The sequence below is a fragment of the Mesorhizobium sp. M8A.F.Ca.ET.218.01.1.1 genome, assembly GCF_004791165.1.
Lineage (GTDB): Bacteria > Pseudomonadota > Alphaproteobacteria > Rhizobiales > Rhizobiaceae > Mesorhizobium.
Genome location: NZ_SRUZ01000009.1, coordinates 221,863 through 237,300, shown reverse-complemented (window position 1 = coordinate 237,300; position 15,438 = coordinate 221,863). Strand labels below are relative to the sequence as shown.

The window sequence follows — 15,438 nt, the reverse complement described above, 5'->3', positions numbered from 1 at the left end:
GGGCTTCAGTCAGGTGATCGATGCAGCTGGCAAGCGGCTTACCGATCTCGTCTGACATCGCCGAAGAGGCGGTCAAGCTTATCGAGGGACAAGATGCTGAACGACGTTTTCGTTTTGGATGCGATTTGCCACGCCTACAATTTTCGTCTGGCAAACCGCATCGGACAACCCTATGCCAACGGCATCGCAGATGGCGTGTTCCAGATGCATCGGGAGTTCTCGCCGCCAAACCGGCCGGATCTGCTTCTTGATCGCGACACGTTCGACAACAGGATCTGCGATGTCGACGTCACCGGGCATTCAATCTTCGGCGAAAGCCACACCGATGCCGTCATTTATCACGAGCTGCCGCTCTACGGCTATTTCAAGGATGGCGGCTCGCCGCTGGCGATTGGCGAGGGGATGCGCGACCGCTGGCCCGGACGCGTGTTTCTCTACGGCGGTATCTCGCCGCACCAGGACGGCGTGCTCGACCGCATCGACGAATTGGTCGAGAAGCACAAGATTTCAGGCATCAAGCTTTACCCGCACGACATGATCGACGGGAAGCTTCGGTCGTTCGGCATGGATGATGCCGAGCTGATGTATCCGATCTTCGAACGGGTGCGTAAGCGCGGGCTGCGCATGGTTGCCATTCACAAGGCGATCGTCATGGGGCCGGTGCCGATCGAGCCGTATTTTCCCTTCGAGGTGGGTGCGGCTGCCCGGGCATTTCCCGAACTGACATTCGAGATCGTGCATGGCGGCTGGGCCTTCATGGAAGAGACCGTGTCACTTCTGCAATGGCATCCCAACATCACGGTGAGCACCGAGGGGACCACGGGGCTGCTGTTCAAGGCGCCACGCAAGTTCGCCGAGATCCTCGGGACGCTCATGGCGGCCGGCGCGACGGACAGGATCCTGTGGGCCATCGGCGGGCTCATGATCCATTCGCGCGATTTCGAGGAAGCGTTCTGGCGCTTCGAGATGCCCCAGGACCTGATCGACGGCTACGGCTTTCCCCCGCTGACCGACGAGGTAAAGCGCGGCATCCTTGGTCTCAATGCGGCGCGCCTCCTCGGCCTCGATGTTCAGGCGACAAAGTCGGCGATAGCCAATGACGAGTTCGCCAAACCGCGGCGCCTGGCGCCGCAATGGTCGGAGCTGCGCAGACATGCAGCCTGATCCGATTTCGGCAGCTCAGGTCAGGCAGGCGCTGGAGACCGTCATCGATCCGTGCAGCCGATCGGCTGGCGCACCGGCAGGTCTGGTTTCGATGGGGCTGGTGGGGCCGATCGAGATCGAGCCGCGCAGCGACGGCGCACACATTCGCGTGACGCTCTACATCACCGAGCCCGGCTGCATGATGGGAGCATTCTTCAAGATTACGGCCGAAGGCGTGCTCGCCGCCCTGCCTGGCGTCGCGGCGGCGAGTGCAAACATCGACTACGGGCATATGTGGCTGCCGACGCAGATGTCGGCTGACTACCGCGAACGGCTGGCAAGAGTTCGTGCCTGTCACCGGGGGCCGGATACCGGGCACGCAACGTCATCGGGAACATAACAACAAGGAGGGTAACCATGTCCAAATCGAGTTTCTTAAGCAGGTCGCTGGGACCGCTGGTTGTTACGGCTGCGGCGCTGACCATCGCTTCCACTTGGGTTGCGGATAATTCAAGGGCCGACGACCTCGGCTACGCCAACAAGGTGGTCGGCGCGGCGCTCTTGAGCAAAATGTCGAAGGCGCCGCTCGATGTCGGCGGCGTCGCCTGGAGCGGGAGCGACACCTCGCCGGCCCCGATCAAGGGCGGCAAGGTTGCGATCATGCCTTGTCCACTGGCCTATGCGGTGTGCCAATACCTCTACCAGTCGGCGGCCGACGCCGCCAAGGCCATCGGCTGGGAAGCCTTTCCCATCGACAACAAGGGCGACCCCGCGGTTGCACAAAAAGGCGTCGATGCCGCCATCAACAAGGGTGTCAACTGCGTGTTGACGCTCGCATCACCGGCTCGCGACATCAAAGCCCAGATCACACGCGGCAAAGGGAAGGGGATCGCGTTTGTCACAGGCTTTTCCGATGATCCGCGCGAATTCGGCGGTGATGTCGGCTACGGCCTCGACTATGCGGCGGCGGGCTCGATACTCGGCGCTTACATTATCGCCCATGGCGGCGGGGGCATCGTTGTGTTCAACGCGCCGCAAGATCCGCAGCTGACGGTTCGCATCAACGGCTTCAAGAAATTCATCGAGCAATATGGCGGGTCGTCGGCAAAGATCATCCACGAGGAGGATTTCTCGCTCGCCCAAGGCGGGCCAGGGGAGATCACCAAGATGCAGGCGCTCCTGACCCGCTATCCGAAGGATTCCTTCAAATGGGTGATCGCGCCTTTCGACGAGACCCTTACCCCGCTTTTGCAGACTGCCCAGCAGCGCGACAGAACCGAGATCAAGGGCGTAAGCTTCGATGGCGAGGAAGTTGCCTATGCCGACATCCGCAAGGGCGGCCCGCAGGTGGCAACCATGAGCTGGGGGCTTGAGTGGGTCGCGTGGGCGGGCATCGATGAATGCAACAGGGCGCTTAACAAGGCTGAAGGGGGGGTCAACAAGGACTTTCCCCTGCAGATAACGGAAGCCAGCAACGTTCCGGGCAAGGATCTCAAATACGACTTCAAGTTCGATTTCAAGTCCCACTACACCAAGATGTGGGCCGCTGCGGCCGCCGCGAACTAAGTCCCATGGCAGCTCTCCCTGCATTAGCCCCGGAAAGTGGCCAAACGCGTCCGGTACTGGAATTGCGCGACGTCACCAAGTCGTTTGGACCGATCAAGGTTGTCGATCGCGTAAGTCTGGAACTTCATGCAGGCGAGATACATGCCCTGGTGGGCGAAAATGGAGCCGGTAAGTCCACGCTGATCCGTGTGCTTGCCGGCGACCACATCCCTGAGTCTGGCGAGATCATTTTGGCCGGACGAGCGGTGCGCTTTGCCCATCCCGCGCAGGCGATGGAAGCAGGCGTTGGCTTCGTCCATCAGGTTCCGATGTTCGTTCCCACCCTATCGATCACGGAGAATCTTTTTCTCGGCGTGCCCTTCGCCAAAGGCAAGGCGGGGTTGATCGACTGGCGTGCGGCGCATCGCACCGCGAGTGACGACCTTGCCCGGGTCGGCCTTGTCGTCGATCCGCGGCAAAGACTGGAACTGCTCAGGCCGCACGAGCGACAACTCGTGGCCGTCGCCAGGGCGCTGAAACGCAATCCTCGTATCCTCGTCCTCGACGAGGTCACAGCTTCGCTCTCCGAGCCGGAGGTAAGAATACTTCACGAGGTCATCCAGCGACTGTGCCACGGCGGCGTTGCCATTGTCTATGTCAGTCACCGGCTTGAAGAAATTTTCCGGTTGGCGGATCGGGTGACCGTTTTGCGGGATGGTCGAAAGATCGCGACGATGCCGGTCGAGGGACAGACACAGCGCAGCATTGCCGAACTCATTGTCGGTTCGTCGCTGGAACATCTGTTCGGCCGACGGTCGGGTCCGTCGCCCACGAGCGCGTCCAAGCCAGTCCTGGAGGTGCGCGGGTTAAGCGACGGGAAGGTTCGTGACATTTCGTTTTCGCTGGCGCGCGGTGAGATCCTCGGTCTGGCTGGTCTCGGCGGATCCGGGCGAACGCGACTTTTGCACATGCTCTTCGGTGCTCGCCAGACTGTCGGCGGCGAGGTGGCGGTTGACGGTGTGCCGACAAAGTTGGCGAGCCCCGCTGATGCCCTGCGTTGTGGCATCGCGCTGCTCACCGAGGACAGGCAGGAGGACGGCTTTGTGCAGACCATGCCGATCTGGCAAAATGTGACACTGCCCTGGCTCAGCCGCTATCGGCGCAATTGTCTCCTCAAACCGGCAACCGAGCGCATCACAGCAGTCACTTTCACGACGCGGCTCGCCGTTCGCATGCCCGGTATCGACGCACAGATGAGCCAGCTGTCGGGCGGCAACCAGCAGAAAGTGCTGCTCGGCCGCTGGATTTCCGGCAGCCCCAGGATTCTTCTTCTCGATGAGCCGACGCACGGTGTCGACATCGGATCCAAGGGCGAGATCCACGAGATTATCCGGGGTCTTGCAAGCGAAGGCATCGGTGTCGTCTTCGCGTCATCGGAACTGGAAGAGATCGAGGCTCTCGCGCACCGGGTCCTGCTGCTCGGCGAGGGCACGATTACTGGCGAATATCGCGGCATCGAGGTGAGCAAGGACAGGATCCTGCATGCCTTGCTGGCCGAACGTGGAAAGGACTGACCCCTATGGACTTGCCTGTCGCATCAGCCGGAAGCGAGGAGTTGGGCGGGGGCATCAAGACAGTCGCCTTTCGGCGCAGTCTCGATCTCGGTAGCCTGATGCCGATCATTTTCTTTGCTGCCCTGGTGTTTGTTTTCGGAGCGGCGGAACCCCGGGCTTTCCTATCGCACGACAATTTCAATTCCATTCTCAATGACGGTGCGGTGCTCGCCATTCTCGGCTGTGGCCTGACCGTCGTGCTGATAGTCGGCGAGTTCGATCTGTCGATTGCGGCGGCCGCATCATTCGGTGGCGCGCTCGCTGCGGTACTGGGCACTGATCTGGGCTGGCCGGTCCTGCCGATCGTTCTTGCTGTTGTCGCCAGCGGCATCCTGATCGGCATGGTCAACGGCGTGTTGATCACGCACTTCGAAATCCCCGCATTGATCGCTACGATCGGCGTGTCGAGCCTGCTCGACGGCATGACGTTGTGGATCACCGGCAACTCAATCATATTCACTGGCTTCTCCGACCAGTTTCTTTTCGTAGGCAGCTGGTCTCTCTGGGGCCTGCAGGCGCCGGTCTTCTATCTCGCGTTTGTCGCGGTGATCCTGATCGTAATCCTTGGCTACACAAAGACCGGCCGTCACCTCTATGCGACCGGTGGCAACCGAGCGGCGAGCCGCATGTCGGGCATCGATGTTAAGCGCAAGGTGATGCTGGCCTTTGTCGTGGCGGGCGCACTCGGCGCGCTTGCCGGTTTCGTCTACACCTCGAGGCAGGGATCGCTTACGCCGCAGTTCGGCACCGGCTTCCTGCTGCCCACTTTTGCCGCGTCATTCCTGGGATCGGTTACGCTGAGCCAACGCTCGTTTCACATCGTCGGCACGCTGATCGGCGTCTATCTCATCGAGACAGGCAGTGTCGGCCTGCTCATTGTCGGAGGGCCGGCCTACACCCAGCAACTGTTTGCCGGCGCCGTGCTTATCCTCGCCACGATCGGAGCGCGCTACCAGCGTCCCTTGGGTGTCCGTAAGAGTTGACGGTCAGGCGTTCCCGCCTTGATCAAGAACCGCTCGTTGGGTGGCGATCGCCTGGCCGACCATATCCATGAAGGCTCGGATGCGGGGCAAACGCCGCAGACGCTCATGGGTCAAAAGCCAAAGTGAACTCGAGCTGGGCACCGCTTTGAACGTTACCCTGTGGAGGGTCTTGTCCTTTCTGGCCATGAAAGACGGCAGAACGGCCAGGCCTAATCCGGCGGAGCAGGCACGCTGCGCTGTGAGGAAGCTGTTTATGTGCAAGCAGGCGGAGGCGCCCCTCAAATGCGCGGCTTCAAATTCCACGACTTGCGGAGGAGCTTCTGCATTGCCCCAGATGATCCAGGGAAGATCATTCGGTTCGTGTCGGTCGGCAACCGATTTTGCGACATACACACCCAGTTCCAAGTCGCCGAGCATTCGACCAACCAGAAGCGCTGGTGGCGCCTTTGTGCAGCGCAAGACAATGTCGGCTTCGCGTTCGTTCAGGTTGAGGATCTTGTTATCCAGCCGCAGATCGACGGTCACGCCCGGATACTGCCGGACAAAATCGTGTAGAGCCGTTTCCGCAAAGGCGAGCGCCAGATCGTCGGTGGTGGAAAAAGAGATCTTGCCTTCGAGCTGAACGTCGCATCCGACGACGGCGAACTCCATGTCCTGGATCTCGCGAAAGATTGCGTCGGCAGCGGTGAGGACGCGCTGGCCGGCTTGTGTTAGGTCGAGCCCGGCTCGAGATCTGTAAAACAGCCGGGATCCCAGCCTTTCTTCAAGCGCGTTTATCCTGCGCAACACAGTCGCGGCATTGACGCCGAGTGAACCGGCCGCGGCTGTGAAACTGCCATGTTCGGCCGCCCGTTTCACGAATCTCAGCTCGTCCCAGTCCGCAATGCCTGCCAAAGGTCACACCTTCCGGTTAATCCATGTCCCATACCATTTCATGCTGCATCCACGCAATGAAAACATTCACTATTCGATGTTTGTGCTGCGATTGGATGCTGATACCGATGACTGGCATCTGGCACCCATCGGAGTTGTTATGACCAAGGTCCTCGTCTTGTACTATTCCGCCTACGGGCATATCGAAAAGATGGCCGAGGCCGTGGCTGCCGGGGCGAGGGAGACCGGCGCCAGTGTCGACATCAAAAAGGTACCTGAACTGGCGCCGCCAGAGGTCGCCGCAAAGAGCGGCTTCAAGATCGACCAGGCCGCTGATGTCGCCAAGGTCGAAAATCTTGTCGAGTATGACGCGATCATTGTCGGGGTTGGAACGCGCTACGGCCGGATGGCCGCGCAAATGGCGAACTTTTGGGATCAGACCGGTAGCCTGTGGATGACGGGCGCCTTGATCGGCAAGATCGGCGCGGCCTTCACCTCGACGGGAACGCAGCATGGCGGGCAGGAAACGACGCTTGTTGGAATACTTGCCAGCCTTTTGCATCACGGCATGGTCGTGGCCGGCTTGCCCTACTCTTTTAAAGGCCAGATGCGCGTCGATGAGGTGACAGGCGGAACGCCCTATGGCGCAAGCACCGTAACGGGCACCGACGGCGCCAGGCAGCCCAGCGTCACGGAACTGAACGGCGCGCGGTTTCTGGGGCGCCACGTCGCCGACATTGCGAAAAAATTGGCTGCCAGGGGCCCAGGCTAGAGCAGATCTGGCGGCTTCGGGCACTCTTCGATTCTGAGTTTTGACGATGCTGAAGATCGATAATTTTTCAGGATGGCTGCTGCTTGTCTTTGCGCCTTTCGCATGGGCCAGCAATATTGTTGTTGGGCGGTCCTTGGCGGGCATTGTCGAACCAGATCTACTGAACTTGACGCGATGGGCCGGTACCGCCCTGGTATTGTTTCCGTTTGTCGCGCTCCAATTACGATCGAACGCGGCAGCCGTGAAAAGATCCCTGCCACTTTTGCTGTCGTCGGGCATCGTCGGACTAGGTCTGTTCCAGACAATGCTGTACTTAGCCGTGTCGCTTACGTCGGCGACCCATGCAGCTACCGCGCTCTCACTCTCACCGCTGGTGGCTATGATCGTCACGCGTCGCGCGGGGGTGATCGGTCACGCTACTTGGGTCGGGTTTGCCGTGTCGTTGGTTGGCGTTATCATGGTGCAGTCGGACGCGCTTGTCGGAAGGCAACTCGATTCCAAGCTGATCCTGGGTGACGCGATCGCGTTGGGCGCTGCGCTGTTGTGGGGCGCTTACAATGTGCTTGCCGCAAAATTGCCCAAGGACATTCCTCCCTTTACCTCTCTGTTCGTGATGTCGATTGCCGCAATGATCACGTCTTCGTTGCCTGTTTTCGCTAGGGGCGACTTTCACGCCATCAAGTCTTTGAACGCCTGCGCATGGCTAAGCATCATTTATCTTGTTCTCGTCGTATCGGTCATGGGGCTGGCTGCCTACAACATTGGGGTCCGCAGTCTGGGCGCCGCGACAGGAGGGCTGTTTATTCATCTGACACCAATTTTTGCGGTAGTTCTTTCCTTTTTTGTTCTGGGCGAGCATGTCAAGCCAATTGACGGTGCCGGCTTCATGTTTGTTTTGATAGGACTAATCATAGCCGTGCGAAAACCCATGGGGCGGCCGAACCTGTAAGCTCTGGAGGAGTAGAAGTCTCGATCGTCTTTGTTGTGCGTTGGTACGGCGTGAAGAAGAATAGTTGGTGACCATCGTCACACGGGGCCGATGACTGCCGCAGCCATCTCTGCGAAAAATTTGGCTTCGCCAGACCATATTGGCGCATAGTCTGTTTTTTCGGCAAGGTGTCTAGCGAAGGCAACCAGCATGAAAGCTGTCGGTCCGCTGTCGCCCCCTCCCGGACATTCACAAGCCCGCCGATAGCCGAAGTGAGCCAGTGCTATGCCGCCTCTCCATGTTCGCTTTTTGTGCTTCGAAAGTCGCATAAATGGCAGACTGGAATTGGCACACGCGTGACAGCCCAGCTAGGCGTTATCCAATCGCGCTCCACGGCAGCGGATACGCCGATAGCACCCATGATGGATGGGGAAGATATATAAATAAAATCAGCCATTTACGAGTCTCTGTGTGCAAAAAACGCACACGAAAGTTCCGCTTCTCTTCTTTTTTCGTTCCCACGATGAAGCCGCCGACAGCCCTATTTGGACGCTCTTTTGCCGACGATATTGACCGTTCCATTGCGGACGTTCACTGCGATATCCGTGCCCTTTGTTGTCCGATACGGCGTCCAATTTGCCTGGGGTTCCTGGAAGGTTTTCGAACTTTCTGTCTTGCGACTCCCGTTGAGATGCGCGCGCTTCTGAAGGAGGTGGGGCTGTCTGGATCCGCTGTGGTGCAACTGGGTTCGAGTCGGTAGAGAGCTACCGCCAATACAGCGCTGCAACCGAGTTCGTCTGCTGACGGGACTTCGCAAGCGAGATCAGCAGAGTCAAATCCTGTCCCCGCAACGACCCCCTGGCCTCGGCGTGATCGCGGCTCGATGCGCTGGGTGAGCCTGTCGCGAGCAACAGGTTCGGGCGGGGTATGTCGATCGCCTAAGCCGCGTCACATAAACTGAACATCGTCCGTTTTGTGTGCCTGTCTACGGATCGTCAAGTTGGCCCAAGGCTGCCGTTCGGCAATGCGCCTCAAGTTGGCCATTGAACTTATCATGGCCGCCGTCCAGAAGCGGACATCCGAGCGGCTAGCCGCAATGGCACCTTTGCGCCCAACAGCGGCCACCTTCCCCTTGCTGGTGCACCCGCTTCTATTGGTTACAAGCATCGGAGCGGCCGTGGACAGGCTGCTACGCGCGTTACCCGGGCTACGGGGTCGAACTCGGTGCGGGGCTTATTTGGCGAAGCGGCTTCGGAATTCGGTAGTGGTGTTGCTGTGGGGGAAGGGTTCGGCCGGGATCGGCACGCCGAGAAAGGCGCACAGGTTCGGCCAGCCTTCGGCCACCTGATAGACCAGCAGGCGCGACGGCGGGAAAGCCGAGATCACTTCGGCGTTGTGGGCTTCGAGCACTTCGATAGCATGGGTTTCGTCGTCGAGACGACCGCTGAAAATTTTCGTCTCTATGACGGCCCGGCCAAAACTTTGCGGGTCGGAGGTCTGGCCCATGGTGTTGAAGATCGTGGCGCGTGCGCTCCTGTACCAGTCCTCGGGGTTGCGAACGGTGAGGATCAGCTTGGCGTCGGGGAAATACTCTGCGAGTTCGCGCCAGAAATAGGCCGTCGGCCAGTCGACTGCCGACTTGTAGCCGGCATAGACGACGTCCCAAGCCACCGGCTCGCCGCGCCCCGCGGCGCGGATCAGGTCGCGGTGCTCGGGGTTAGAGTTGACGTCCTCCATGTGATGGCACGGCCCGAACCCGAGCATTTCAAGCGCCAGGTTCAGAGTGTGCGTGCCGGTGCGGCCGAACCCTGCCCCGATAACAGATAATGCCATGCAATCCTCCTGTGGCGGGAGCGGATCATAGATTGCAGAGGTTGGGAAGGGAGGATGGTCCTGGCGCTCACCCTGAGAGACCAAATCGGCATATCGAGCGATGCGCCGAACTCGCTCTGCCCGAAGGCTACATAGCGGGCCGGCCGGTTACGGCGTCGATAGCGATCCGAGCCGCAGGAACTAGGCGGCAGTCTTCGTTTCCAACATCATAGCCCCGACAAGGGTCGCTTCGGGGCAATTTCGGCCTCGGGCAGTAGGTGGTCGTATGTCCGCATTCTCGTTGCACAGCCCGGACGCTCCCTATCAGCTCCCGGCCCGGAGGGGGTCGTTGAATGGTCCTACAATTCGGATTCGACCGGTGCTCCTGGAAGCTTTTCGAACTTTCTAGGTCGCGCCTCAGCCCGAATTGCGGTTGCTTATGGATAAAGTGGGATTCGGGTTTTGGATAGCTATGAAGGCATCGACTTCTGGCGCGTGCGCCGGATAGCGCGTGGAGGCGACTAAGAAAGACGAGCAAGCCGAGGTTACCGAAGCTGCGGCCCAACCCTCCGCCCGACCGCCTCCCACGCCAGCTCGACCGGCGCATGCATAGGCTGCGCCAAGGCGCAAGCCGTGAGGGAAGGCTGTGGGATAACTCCTACTGCGGTAGCACCCCAACATGCGCCACCGCTTCGGCAAAGGGGTCATGGAGGGCCAGCAGGGCTAGCAGCGCGAACACTGATCCAACGAAGATAGCTCGGACAGGCTAGCAATATGATCCATTTTCGCAGGCTGCACGTGTTCAGGCGCGAATTTGGAATACGTCTGACTGCAATTGTGAAGCCGAATACTCGCTTACTTGCGGGGATCGAGCAGACTGCGGGCTACGTCTTCTATGTGCGTGCGCATAGCGGTTTCCGCTTGCAGGGCGTCGCGACCGCTGATGGCATCCAGAATGGTCTTGTGCTGCTGCGCATAGTGCTCCCGTCGCTCCGGCGTGAGTACAGCCTGACGCAGCTGGCTCCACGTCCTTTGCCGTCTTATCGCATTAAAGCTATCGAAAATTGAAAGCAGGAGTCGATTGCCCGTGACCAGACACAGTGCCCGGTGGAATTGCCCATCCCAAGACTCCCACGCTGCAGGATCTCCCGAGGCTCTTCCTTTCTGAACTAGTCCGAACATATCGGAAATTTGAAGTTCGCTCGCACGCAGCGCTGCCATTCGGGCGATCTGAGGTTCGATCGCTAGGCGTGCCTCTAGCGCCTCGGCCGGGCTCGTGTTTGCGGTAACGAACGACAGTTGTGTCGGTGCTTTCTCGGGACGCGAACCAGCAAAGGTACCCTGACCGACATGGCGCCAGATCCGTCCTTCCGCCTCGAGCCGATCAAGCGCCACCCGCAACCCCATTCGACTGACGTCAAGCTGCCGCGCTAGATCGCGTTCCGGCGGAAGCCGGCTCTGCGGCTGGAAACGGTTCTCACGCAGCATTTCGTCAAGCTTCTGGTGAGCGTAGTCGGACCTCTTCATACTAGACCATTCCGCATTGGCTTATTTTGATTGGCGAGCGCCCACTGTGTGTTGACAGGGCGCAAGCGTTGGGAAATAGATAATGAAACTCATAACAAGAACACTATCAACAAATAGACCAATAAGCAATGGTCCAAATCGTTGGGCCGATAAACAAGGGGAAGGTTGCCAGATGTCTCGTTTCTCCAAGAGTGCCGGTTGTGCCATCGCGCTCGTCTTCGCGGTTGGTGTTGCTCATGCGGCTGAGGTGGCGCCGCCAGCGGATATCGCCAAGGCGGGCAAGATCACGTATTGCGCCGAATTCGGGAACCCGCCGCTCGGTTTCTACGACGAAAACCAGGTTCTGGGCGGTATGGATGTCGATATCGGCACAGAGATCGGGAAGCGGATGGGGGTAAAGGTCGAGTGGAAGGAGACTGCATTCAGCGCGATCGTTCCGGCTCTCCTGGCGAAACAGTGCGATGCCATTCTGTCGCAGCTTTTCGACAAGCCGGCGCGCCGCGAGGTCGTCGACTTTGTCAACTACATGTATTCGAGCCAGTCGCTCTTAGTGGCGAAGGGCAACCCGAAGAATGTCAAGGGACTTGATGATCTTTCGGGTCTCAAGGCCGCAGTGGACAATGGCACGACGATCCAGAGCCTGCTGGACGAGCAGAACAAGAAATTCAAGGAAGCTGGAAAACCTGAGGTAACGGTCACGGTCTTCCCAAAGGATTCCGATGCTCGCCAGGCGCTGCAAATTGGCCAGGTGGATGCATACGGAACCACTCTCGAAACAGCTGCTTTCTTCCTCCAGAAAGCGGGCCATATTTTCGACATTGGCGGCGAGCCGTTCGCTAAGATCAAGACCGGAATCGCCACCCGCAAAGGTGAGGTCGAGATGCATGATGCCGTTCAGAAGGCCTTCGATTCGATGAGGGCCGACGGTACCTACAAGAAGTTACTCGCGAAGTGGGGGCTCGAAGGGGACGCAATCGAATAGGCGGCCTTCATGAACTTCGAATGGGGCGTTTTCTGGGAGTACCTGTTCTGGCCAAGTTCGGTCTATTTGCACGGTCTCTGGCTGACCCTAAGCATTAGCGTGGTCGCTCAGGGCTTCGGAACCGTTCTGGGGCTGTTCATAGCCTTGGCCCGGATTTCGAAGCATCGCCTTCTGCAAGTGCCCGCGCGAATCTTCGTGTGGGGTTTTCGCGGCACGCCATTGCTGGTGCAGATCGTTTTTATTTACACCGGCTTGGCGGCCGCGAACATTTTTCGCTTCGAGGACATCAATCTCGGCTTCGCGACGCTTCCCGGCAATCTGCAGGCAGGACTTCTTGCATTGACGCTGAATGAAGCAGCCTACATGGCGGAGATCATTCGAGCCGGGATCAATTCCGTCAACCTAGGCCAGACGGAAGCGTCAAAGTCCCTGGGAATGACATATGGCCTCTACATGCGCCGCATCATACTGCCGCAAGCAGCGCGCGTAGTTGTCCCGCCGCTGGGCAACGAATTCAACAGCATGCTGAAAAACACGACACTGCTGAGCGTGATTGGCGTCCCCGAACTTCTGCTCGCAACGCAGATGGTTACCTCCGTAACCTTTCGTGTTTTTGAGCTGTATATGGTGGTCGCCTGCTACTATCTGACCCTCACCACGCTCTGGGGCTTTGTCCAGCAGCGGCTCGAGTCACGGTTTGGCGATCCTGCCGCGGCAGCTTCCCGCAAACTTGCATCAAAGGGATACCGGCGCCTGTTCGGTTTTGGACAAATTGGAGAACCGCGATGAGCGATGATCCGGTGGCGGAGCCTGCGATTGTCACCGCGCGCGGAGTGGAAAAACGCTTCGGAGACCTTCAGGTTCTCAAGGGAATCGATCTTACCGTCCGCAAGGGAGAGGTGGTCGTCATCGTTGGTGCGTCGGGGTCGGGCAAGACCACGTTCATACGCTGCATCAATCACCTTGAGAAAATTCAGAAGGGTCGGATCGAGGTCAACGGCCATCTGATCGGCTATCGCGAACGCAATGGTCTGCTTGTTGAAGACAGCGAGCGCAACATCGCTCGTCAACGCTGCGAGATTGGAATGGTCTTTCAGCTGTTCAATCTTTTTCCCCACCTGACGGCCCTCGAAAACATTATCGAAGCGCCGATTCACGTGCGCAAGATTCCGCGTGAGGAAGCGCTCCGAACGGGCCGCGCATTGCTCGCCCGCGTTGGCTTGGCCGAAAAAGAGAACACTTACCCCGCGCAACTGTCTGGTGGTCAGCAACAGCGTGTGGCCATTGCCCGTGCGCTGGCCATGCGTCCTGCCCTTATGCTGTTCGACGAGCCGACCAGTGCGCTCGACCCTGAGATGATTGGCGAAGTCCTGGACGTCATGAAGGAACTCGCCCGCGAGGGCATGACCATGATCGTGGTGAGCCACGAGATGGGCTTCGCGCGCGAAGTGGCAAACCGCGTCATCATGATGCACGGCGGCCAGATAATAGAGGATGCGCCTCCGGAGCAATTCTTCACCGCGCCTGCCCATGAACGGACCGCGGCATTTCTATCTCGAGTCATTGGCAAGCGAGATTGAGGGCGGTACGCATGAACACGATCCGCGATATCCTAAGTTCAGCGCCCTCGAGTGCTCGAGCAATTGGGGCTCCCGCGCGCTCGGACGTCACCTCGGGAGAACTGCTGGCTCTTGTCGATCGAACGGTCATATCTCTCAACAATCTTGGCATTGGGAGGGGTGACAAACTAGCCATCGTCCTTGTCAACGGCCCCGAGATGGTCGCCGCCTTCCTAGCCTGCGCAACCACCTGTACGACAGCTCCACTCAATCCAGCCTACCGCGAGGACGAGTTTTTCTTTTACCTGGATGATCTCAAGGCGAAGGCGCTTCTCGTTGCGGCCGGTAGCAAGAGCCCAGCGCTCGCTGCAGCCGCTCGTGTCGGGATACCGATAATTCACCTGCACGCACGAGAAGAGGGTCCGGCTGGTCTCTTCGATATGTCGGGCACACCGTCGGTGGCCACCACGCCTGGACCGGCGGAATCTGAGGATATCGCCCTGGTCCTCCATACTTCGGGTACGACCTCCAAACCCAAGATAGTGCCGCTTAGTCATACGAACCTGCTGACTTCAGCGGCAAATATCGTAGGGACGCTCAAGCTCGGGCCGTCGGACCGTTGCCTCAACATCATGCCACTCTTTCATATTCACGGTCTGGTGGCGGCCGTGCTGGCAAGCCTGTCGGCTGGCGGCAGTGTCTTCTGTACGCCCGGCTTCAATGCGCTGAAGTTCGTCAGCTGGATGAACGAGGCCAAATCGACCTGGTATACGGCCGTGCCGACGATGCACCAGGCGATACTGGCGCGCAGCAGTGGCAATGCGGAGCTTATTGCCGCCAACCGGTTGCGGTTCATCCGTTCGAGCTCGGCATCATTGCCATCACCCGTCTTCGCCGAAATGGAGCGCGTTTTTGCGTGCCCGGTTATCGAAGCCTACTCGATGACTGAGAACGCCCATCAGATGACGTCCAATCAGTTGCCGCCAGGCCAGCGCAAGCCAGGAAGTGTCGGCGTCGCTGCGGGACCCGAGGTTGCCATCATGGCCGCGGACGGACGATTGCTTGCTCCCGGACAGGAAGGAGAAATCGTCACACGCGGCGCAAACGTCACGCGTGGCTACGAGAACAACCCGAAAGCGAACGCCGAGGCATTTGCTCACGGCTGGTTTCGCACCGGCGATCAGGGTGTGATGGACGATGACGGTTTTCTTCGCCTTACGGGCCGGCTGAAGGAGATCATCAACCGCGGTGGCGAGAAAATCGCCCCACTTGAGGTCGATGAAGTCTTGATGGCCCACCCTGCGGTTCACCAGGCTGTGACCTTCGCCATACCGCATGACAAGCTTGGTGAGGACGTTGCCGCGGCCATTGTGCTGAGGGAGGGAGCCCAGGTAGGCGAGCGTGATATTCGGGAGTTCGCGGCGGGTCGGCTGGCCGACTTCAAAGTGCCACGACTTGTAGTCTTTGTGCCGGAGATCCCGAAGGGCGCCACGGGCAAGATGCAGCGCATTGGCCTCGCGGCAAAACTTGGGCTCGCATAGGATGGTCAACACCGCATCACGCGCCAAGATTGATTCCGCAGCGGTGCTCGCCCGCTTCAGGGAAGCGAAAGCGAGCGCGATCGGACGCGAACCCCGGAGCTGTCGCGACATTTTGCAATCGTAACTGACAAGCAAATGGGTGGCGCGTCTCAAGGCTCGC

Annotated in this window: 14 protein-coding genes; 11 read left to right on the top strand and 3 right to left on the bottom strand. The window is 59.2% G+C overall.

Going from position 1 to position 15,438, the window contains the following annotated elements; translation table 11 throughout:
* The first annotated feature begins 93 nt into the window (after nt 1–93).
* The 5 genes from EN861_RS29030 (at nt 94) to EN861_RS29010 (ending at nt 5,284) form a co-directional block, all read left to right on the top strand.
* Nucleotides 94–1,164 carry an amidohydrolase family protein gene (locus EN861_RS29030; protein WP_189343765.1) on the top strand — a complete coding sequence of 357 codons (1,071 nt, stop codon included), beginning with the start codon at nt 94–96 and terminating at the stop codon, nt 1,162–1,164.
* Complete coding sequence (locus EN861_RS29025) at nt 1,154–1,543, top strand: iron-sulfur cluster assembly protein (protein WP_189343764.1); 390 nt, start codon at nt 1,154–1,156, stop codon at nt 1,541–1,543. The genes EN861_RS29030 and EN861_RS29025 overlap by 11 nt, the downstream gene beginning before the upstream one ends.
* A gap of 17 nt (nt 1,544–1,560) precedes the next feature.
* Nucleotides 1,561–2,709: a substrate-binding domain-containing protein gene (locus tag EN861_RS29020; RefSeq protein WP_135866914.1), complete on the top strand. Its 1,149-nt coding sequence runs from the start codon at nt 1,561–1,563 to the stop codon at nt 2,707–2,709.
* A gap of 62 nt (nt 2,710–2,771) precedes the next feature.
* Nucleotides 2,772–4,262 (top strand): sugar ABC transporter ATP-binding protein, encoded by a 1,491-nt coding sequence (locus EN861_RS29015; protein ID WP_189343763.1) that lies wholly within the window; start codon nt 2,772–2,774, stop codon nt 4,260–4,262.
* Nucleotides 4,263–4,267: 5 nt separating this feature from the next.
* On the top strand, nt 4,268–5,284 hold the full coding sequence (locus tag EN861_RS29010) for an ABC transporter permease (RefSeq protein ID WP_135866910.1): 1,017 nt from the start codon (nt 4,268–4,270) through the stop codon (nt 5,282–5,284).
* 3 nt (nt 5,285–5,287) lie between these two features.
* Here the strand turns inward: EN861_RS29010 and EN861_RS29005 are convergent, their stop codons facing one another.
* The gene (locus tag EN861_RS29005) at nt 5,288–6,178 is read right to left on the bottom strand and encodes a LysR family transcriptional regulator (protein ID WP_135866908.1); all 891 of its coding nucleotides are present in this window, start codon (nt 6,176–6,178) and stop codon (nt 5,288–5,290) included.
* A gap of 139 nt (nt 6,179–6,317) precedes the next feature.
* Here EN861_RS29005 and wrbA point away from each other — a divergent pair, with 139 nt between their 5' ends.
* On the top strand, nt 6,318–6,929 hold the full coding sequence (wrbA, locus tag EN861_RS29000; RefSeq protein WP_135867246.1) for an NAD(P)H:quinone oxidoreductase: 612 nt from the start codon (nt 6,318–6,320) through the stop codon (nt 6,927–6,929).
* A 46-nt stretch (nt 6,930–6,975) separates the two neighbouring features.
* A complete protein-coding gene (locus tag EN861_RS28995; protein WP_135866906.1) occupies nt 6,976–7,878 on the top strand; it encodes a DMT family transporter in 903 nt (300 codons plus the stop codon).
* Between the two features lie 1,212 nt (nt 7,879–9,090).
* Here EN861_RS28995 and EN861_RS28985 read toward each other — a convergent pair.
* Together EN861_RS28985 and EN861_RS28980 are read right to left on the bottom strand one after the other, a co-directional pair.
* Entirely contained in the window at nt 9,091–9,690 is a 600-nt protein-coding gene (locus EN861_RS28985; RefSeq protein ID WP_126070474.1) for a sulfotransferase family protein, read from the bottom strand.
* An 834-nt stretch (nt 9,691–10,524) separates the two neighbouring features.
* Nucleotides 10,525–11,196, bottom strand: a complete 672-nt coding sequence (locus EN861_RS28980) for an FCD domain-containing protein (RefSeq protein ID WP_126070473.1) — start codon at nt 11,194–11,196, stop codon at nt 10,525–10,527.
* A 172-nt stretch (nt 11,197–11,368) separates the two neighbouring features.
* On the opposite strand from EN861_RS28980, the gene EN861_RS28975 reads away from it, so the two are divergent.
* Genes EN861_RS28975 through EN861_RS28960 form a run of 4 tightly spaced genes read left to right on the top strand, consistent with a single transcriptional unit; the run spans nt 11,369 to nt 15,278 of the window.
* Nucleotides 11,369–12,178 carry an ABC transporter substrate-binding protein gene (locus tag EN861_RS28975; protein ID WP_126070472.1) on the top strand — a complete coding sequence of 270 codons (810 nt, stop codon included), beginning with the start codon at nt 11,369–11,371 and terminating at the stop codon, nt 12,176–12,178.
* A 9-nt stretch (nt 12,179–12,187) separates the two neighbouring features.
* Nucleotides 12,188–12,967: an amino acid ABC transporter permease gene (locus EN861_RS28970; RefSeq protein WP_126070471.1), complete on the top strand. Its 780-nt coding sequence runs from the start codon at nt 12,188–12,190 to the stop codon at nt 12,965–12,967.
* Nucleotides 12,964–13,758 carry an amino acid ABC transporter ATP-binding protein gene (locus tag EN861_RS28965; RefSeq protein ID WP_126070470.1) on the top strand — a complete coding sequence of 265 codons (795 nt, stop codon included), beginning with the start codon at nt 12,964–12,966 and terminating at the stop codon, nt 13,756–13,758. Before EN861_RS28970 ends, EN861_RS28965 begins: the two co-directional genes overlap by 4 nt.
* Nucleotides 13,759–13,769: 11 nt before the next feature.
* A complete protein-coding gene (locus tag EN861_RS28960) occupies nt 13,770–15,278 on the top strand; it encodes an acyl--CoA ligase (RefSeq protein ID WP_126070469.1) in 1,509 nt (502 codons plus the stop codon).
* The last annotated feature ends 160 nt before the right edge of the window (nt 15,279–15,438 follow it).

Bases quoted from the DNA above. Each gene is read 5' to 3' on its own strand.
- EN861_RS28980 (WP_126070473.1), bottom strand. From the start codon at position 11,196: ATGAAGAGGTCCGACTACGCTCACCAGAAGCTTGACGAAATGCTGCGT.
- EN861_RS28985 (WP_126070474.1), bottom strand. From the start codon at position 9,690: ATGGCATTATCTGTTATCGGGGCAGGGTTCGGCCGCACCGGCACGCAC.
- EN861_RS28960 (WP_126070469.1), top strand. From the start codon at position 13,770: ATGAACACGATCCGCGATATCCTAAGTTCAGCGCCCTCGAGTGCTCGA.
- EN861_RS28970 (WP_126070471.1), top strand. From the start codon at position 12,188: ATGAACTTCGAATGGGGCGTTTTCTGGGAGTACCTGTTCTGGCCAAGT.
- EN861_RS29010 (WP_135866910.1), top strand. From the start codon at position 4,268: ATGGACTTGCCTGTCGCATCAGCCGGAAGCGAGGAGTTGGGCGGGGGC.
- EN861_RS29020 (WP_135866914.1), top strand. From the start codon at position 1,561: ATGTCCAAATCGAGTTTCTTAAGCAGGTCGCTGGGACCGCTGGTTGTT.
- EN861_RS28975 (WP_126070472.1), top strand. From the start codon at position 11,369: ATGTCTCGTTTCTCCAAGAGTGCCGGTTGTGCCATCGCGCTCGTCTTC.
- EN861_RS29025 (WP_189343764.1), top strand. From the start codon at position 1,154: ATGCAGCCTGATCCGATTTCGGCAGCTCAGGTCAGGCAGGCGCTGGAG.
- EN861_RS28965 (WP_126070470.1), top strand. From the start codon at position 12,964: ATGAGCGATGATCCGGTGGCGGAGCCTGCGATTGTCACCGCGCGCGGA.
- EN861_RS28995 (WP_135866906.1), top strand. From the start codon at position 6,976: ATGCTGAAGATCGATAATTTTTCAGGATGGCTGCTGCTTGTCTTTGCG.
- EN861_RS29030 (WP_189343765.1), top strand. From the start codon at position 94: ATGCTGAACGACGTTTTCGTTTTGGATGCGATTTGCCACGCCTACAAT.
- wrbA (WP_135867246.1), top strand. From the start codon at position 6,318: ATGACCAAGGTCCTCGTCTTGTACTATTCCGCCTACGGGCATATCGAA.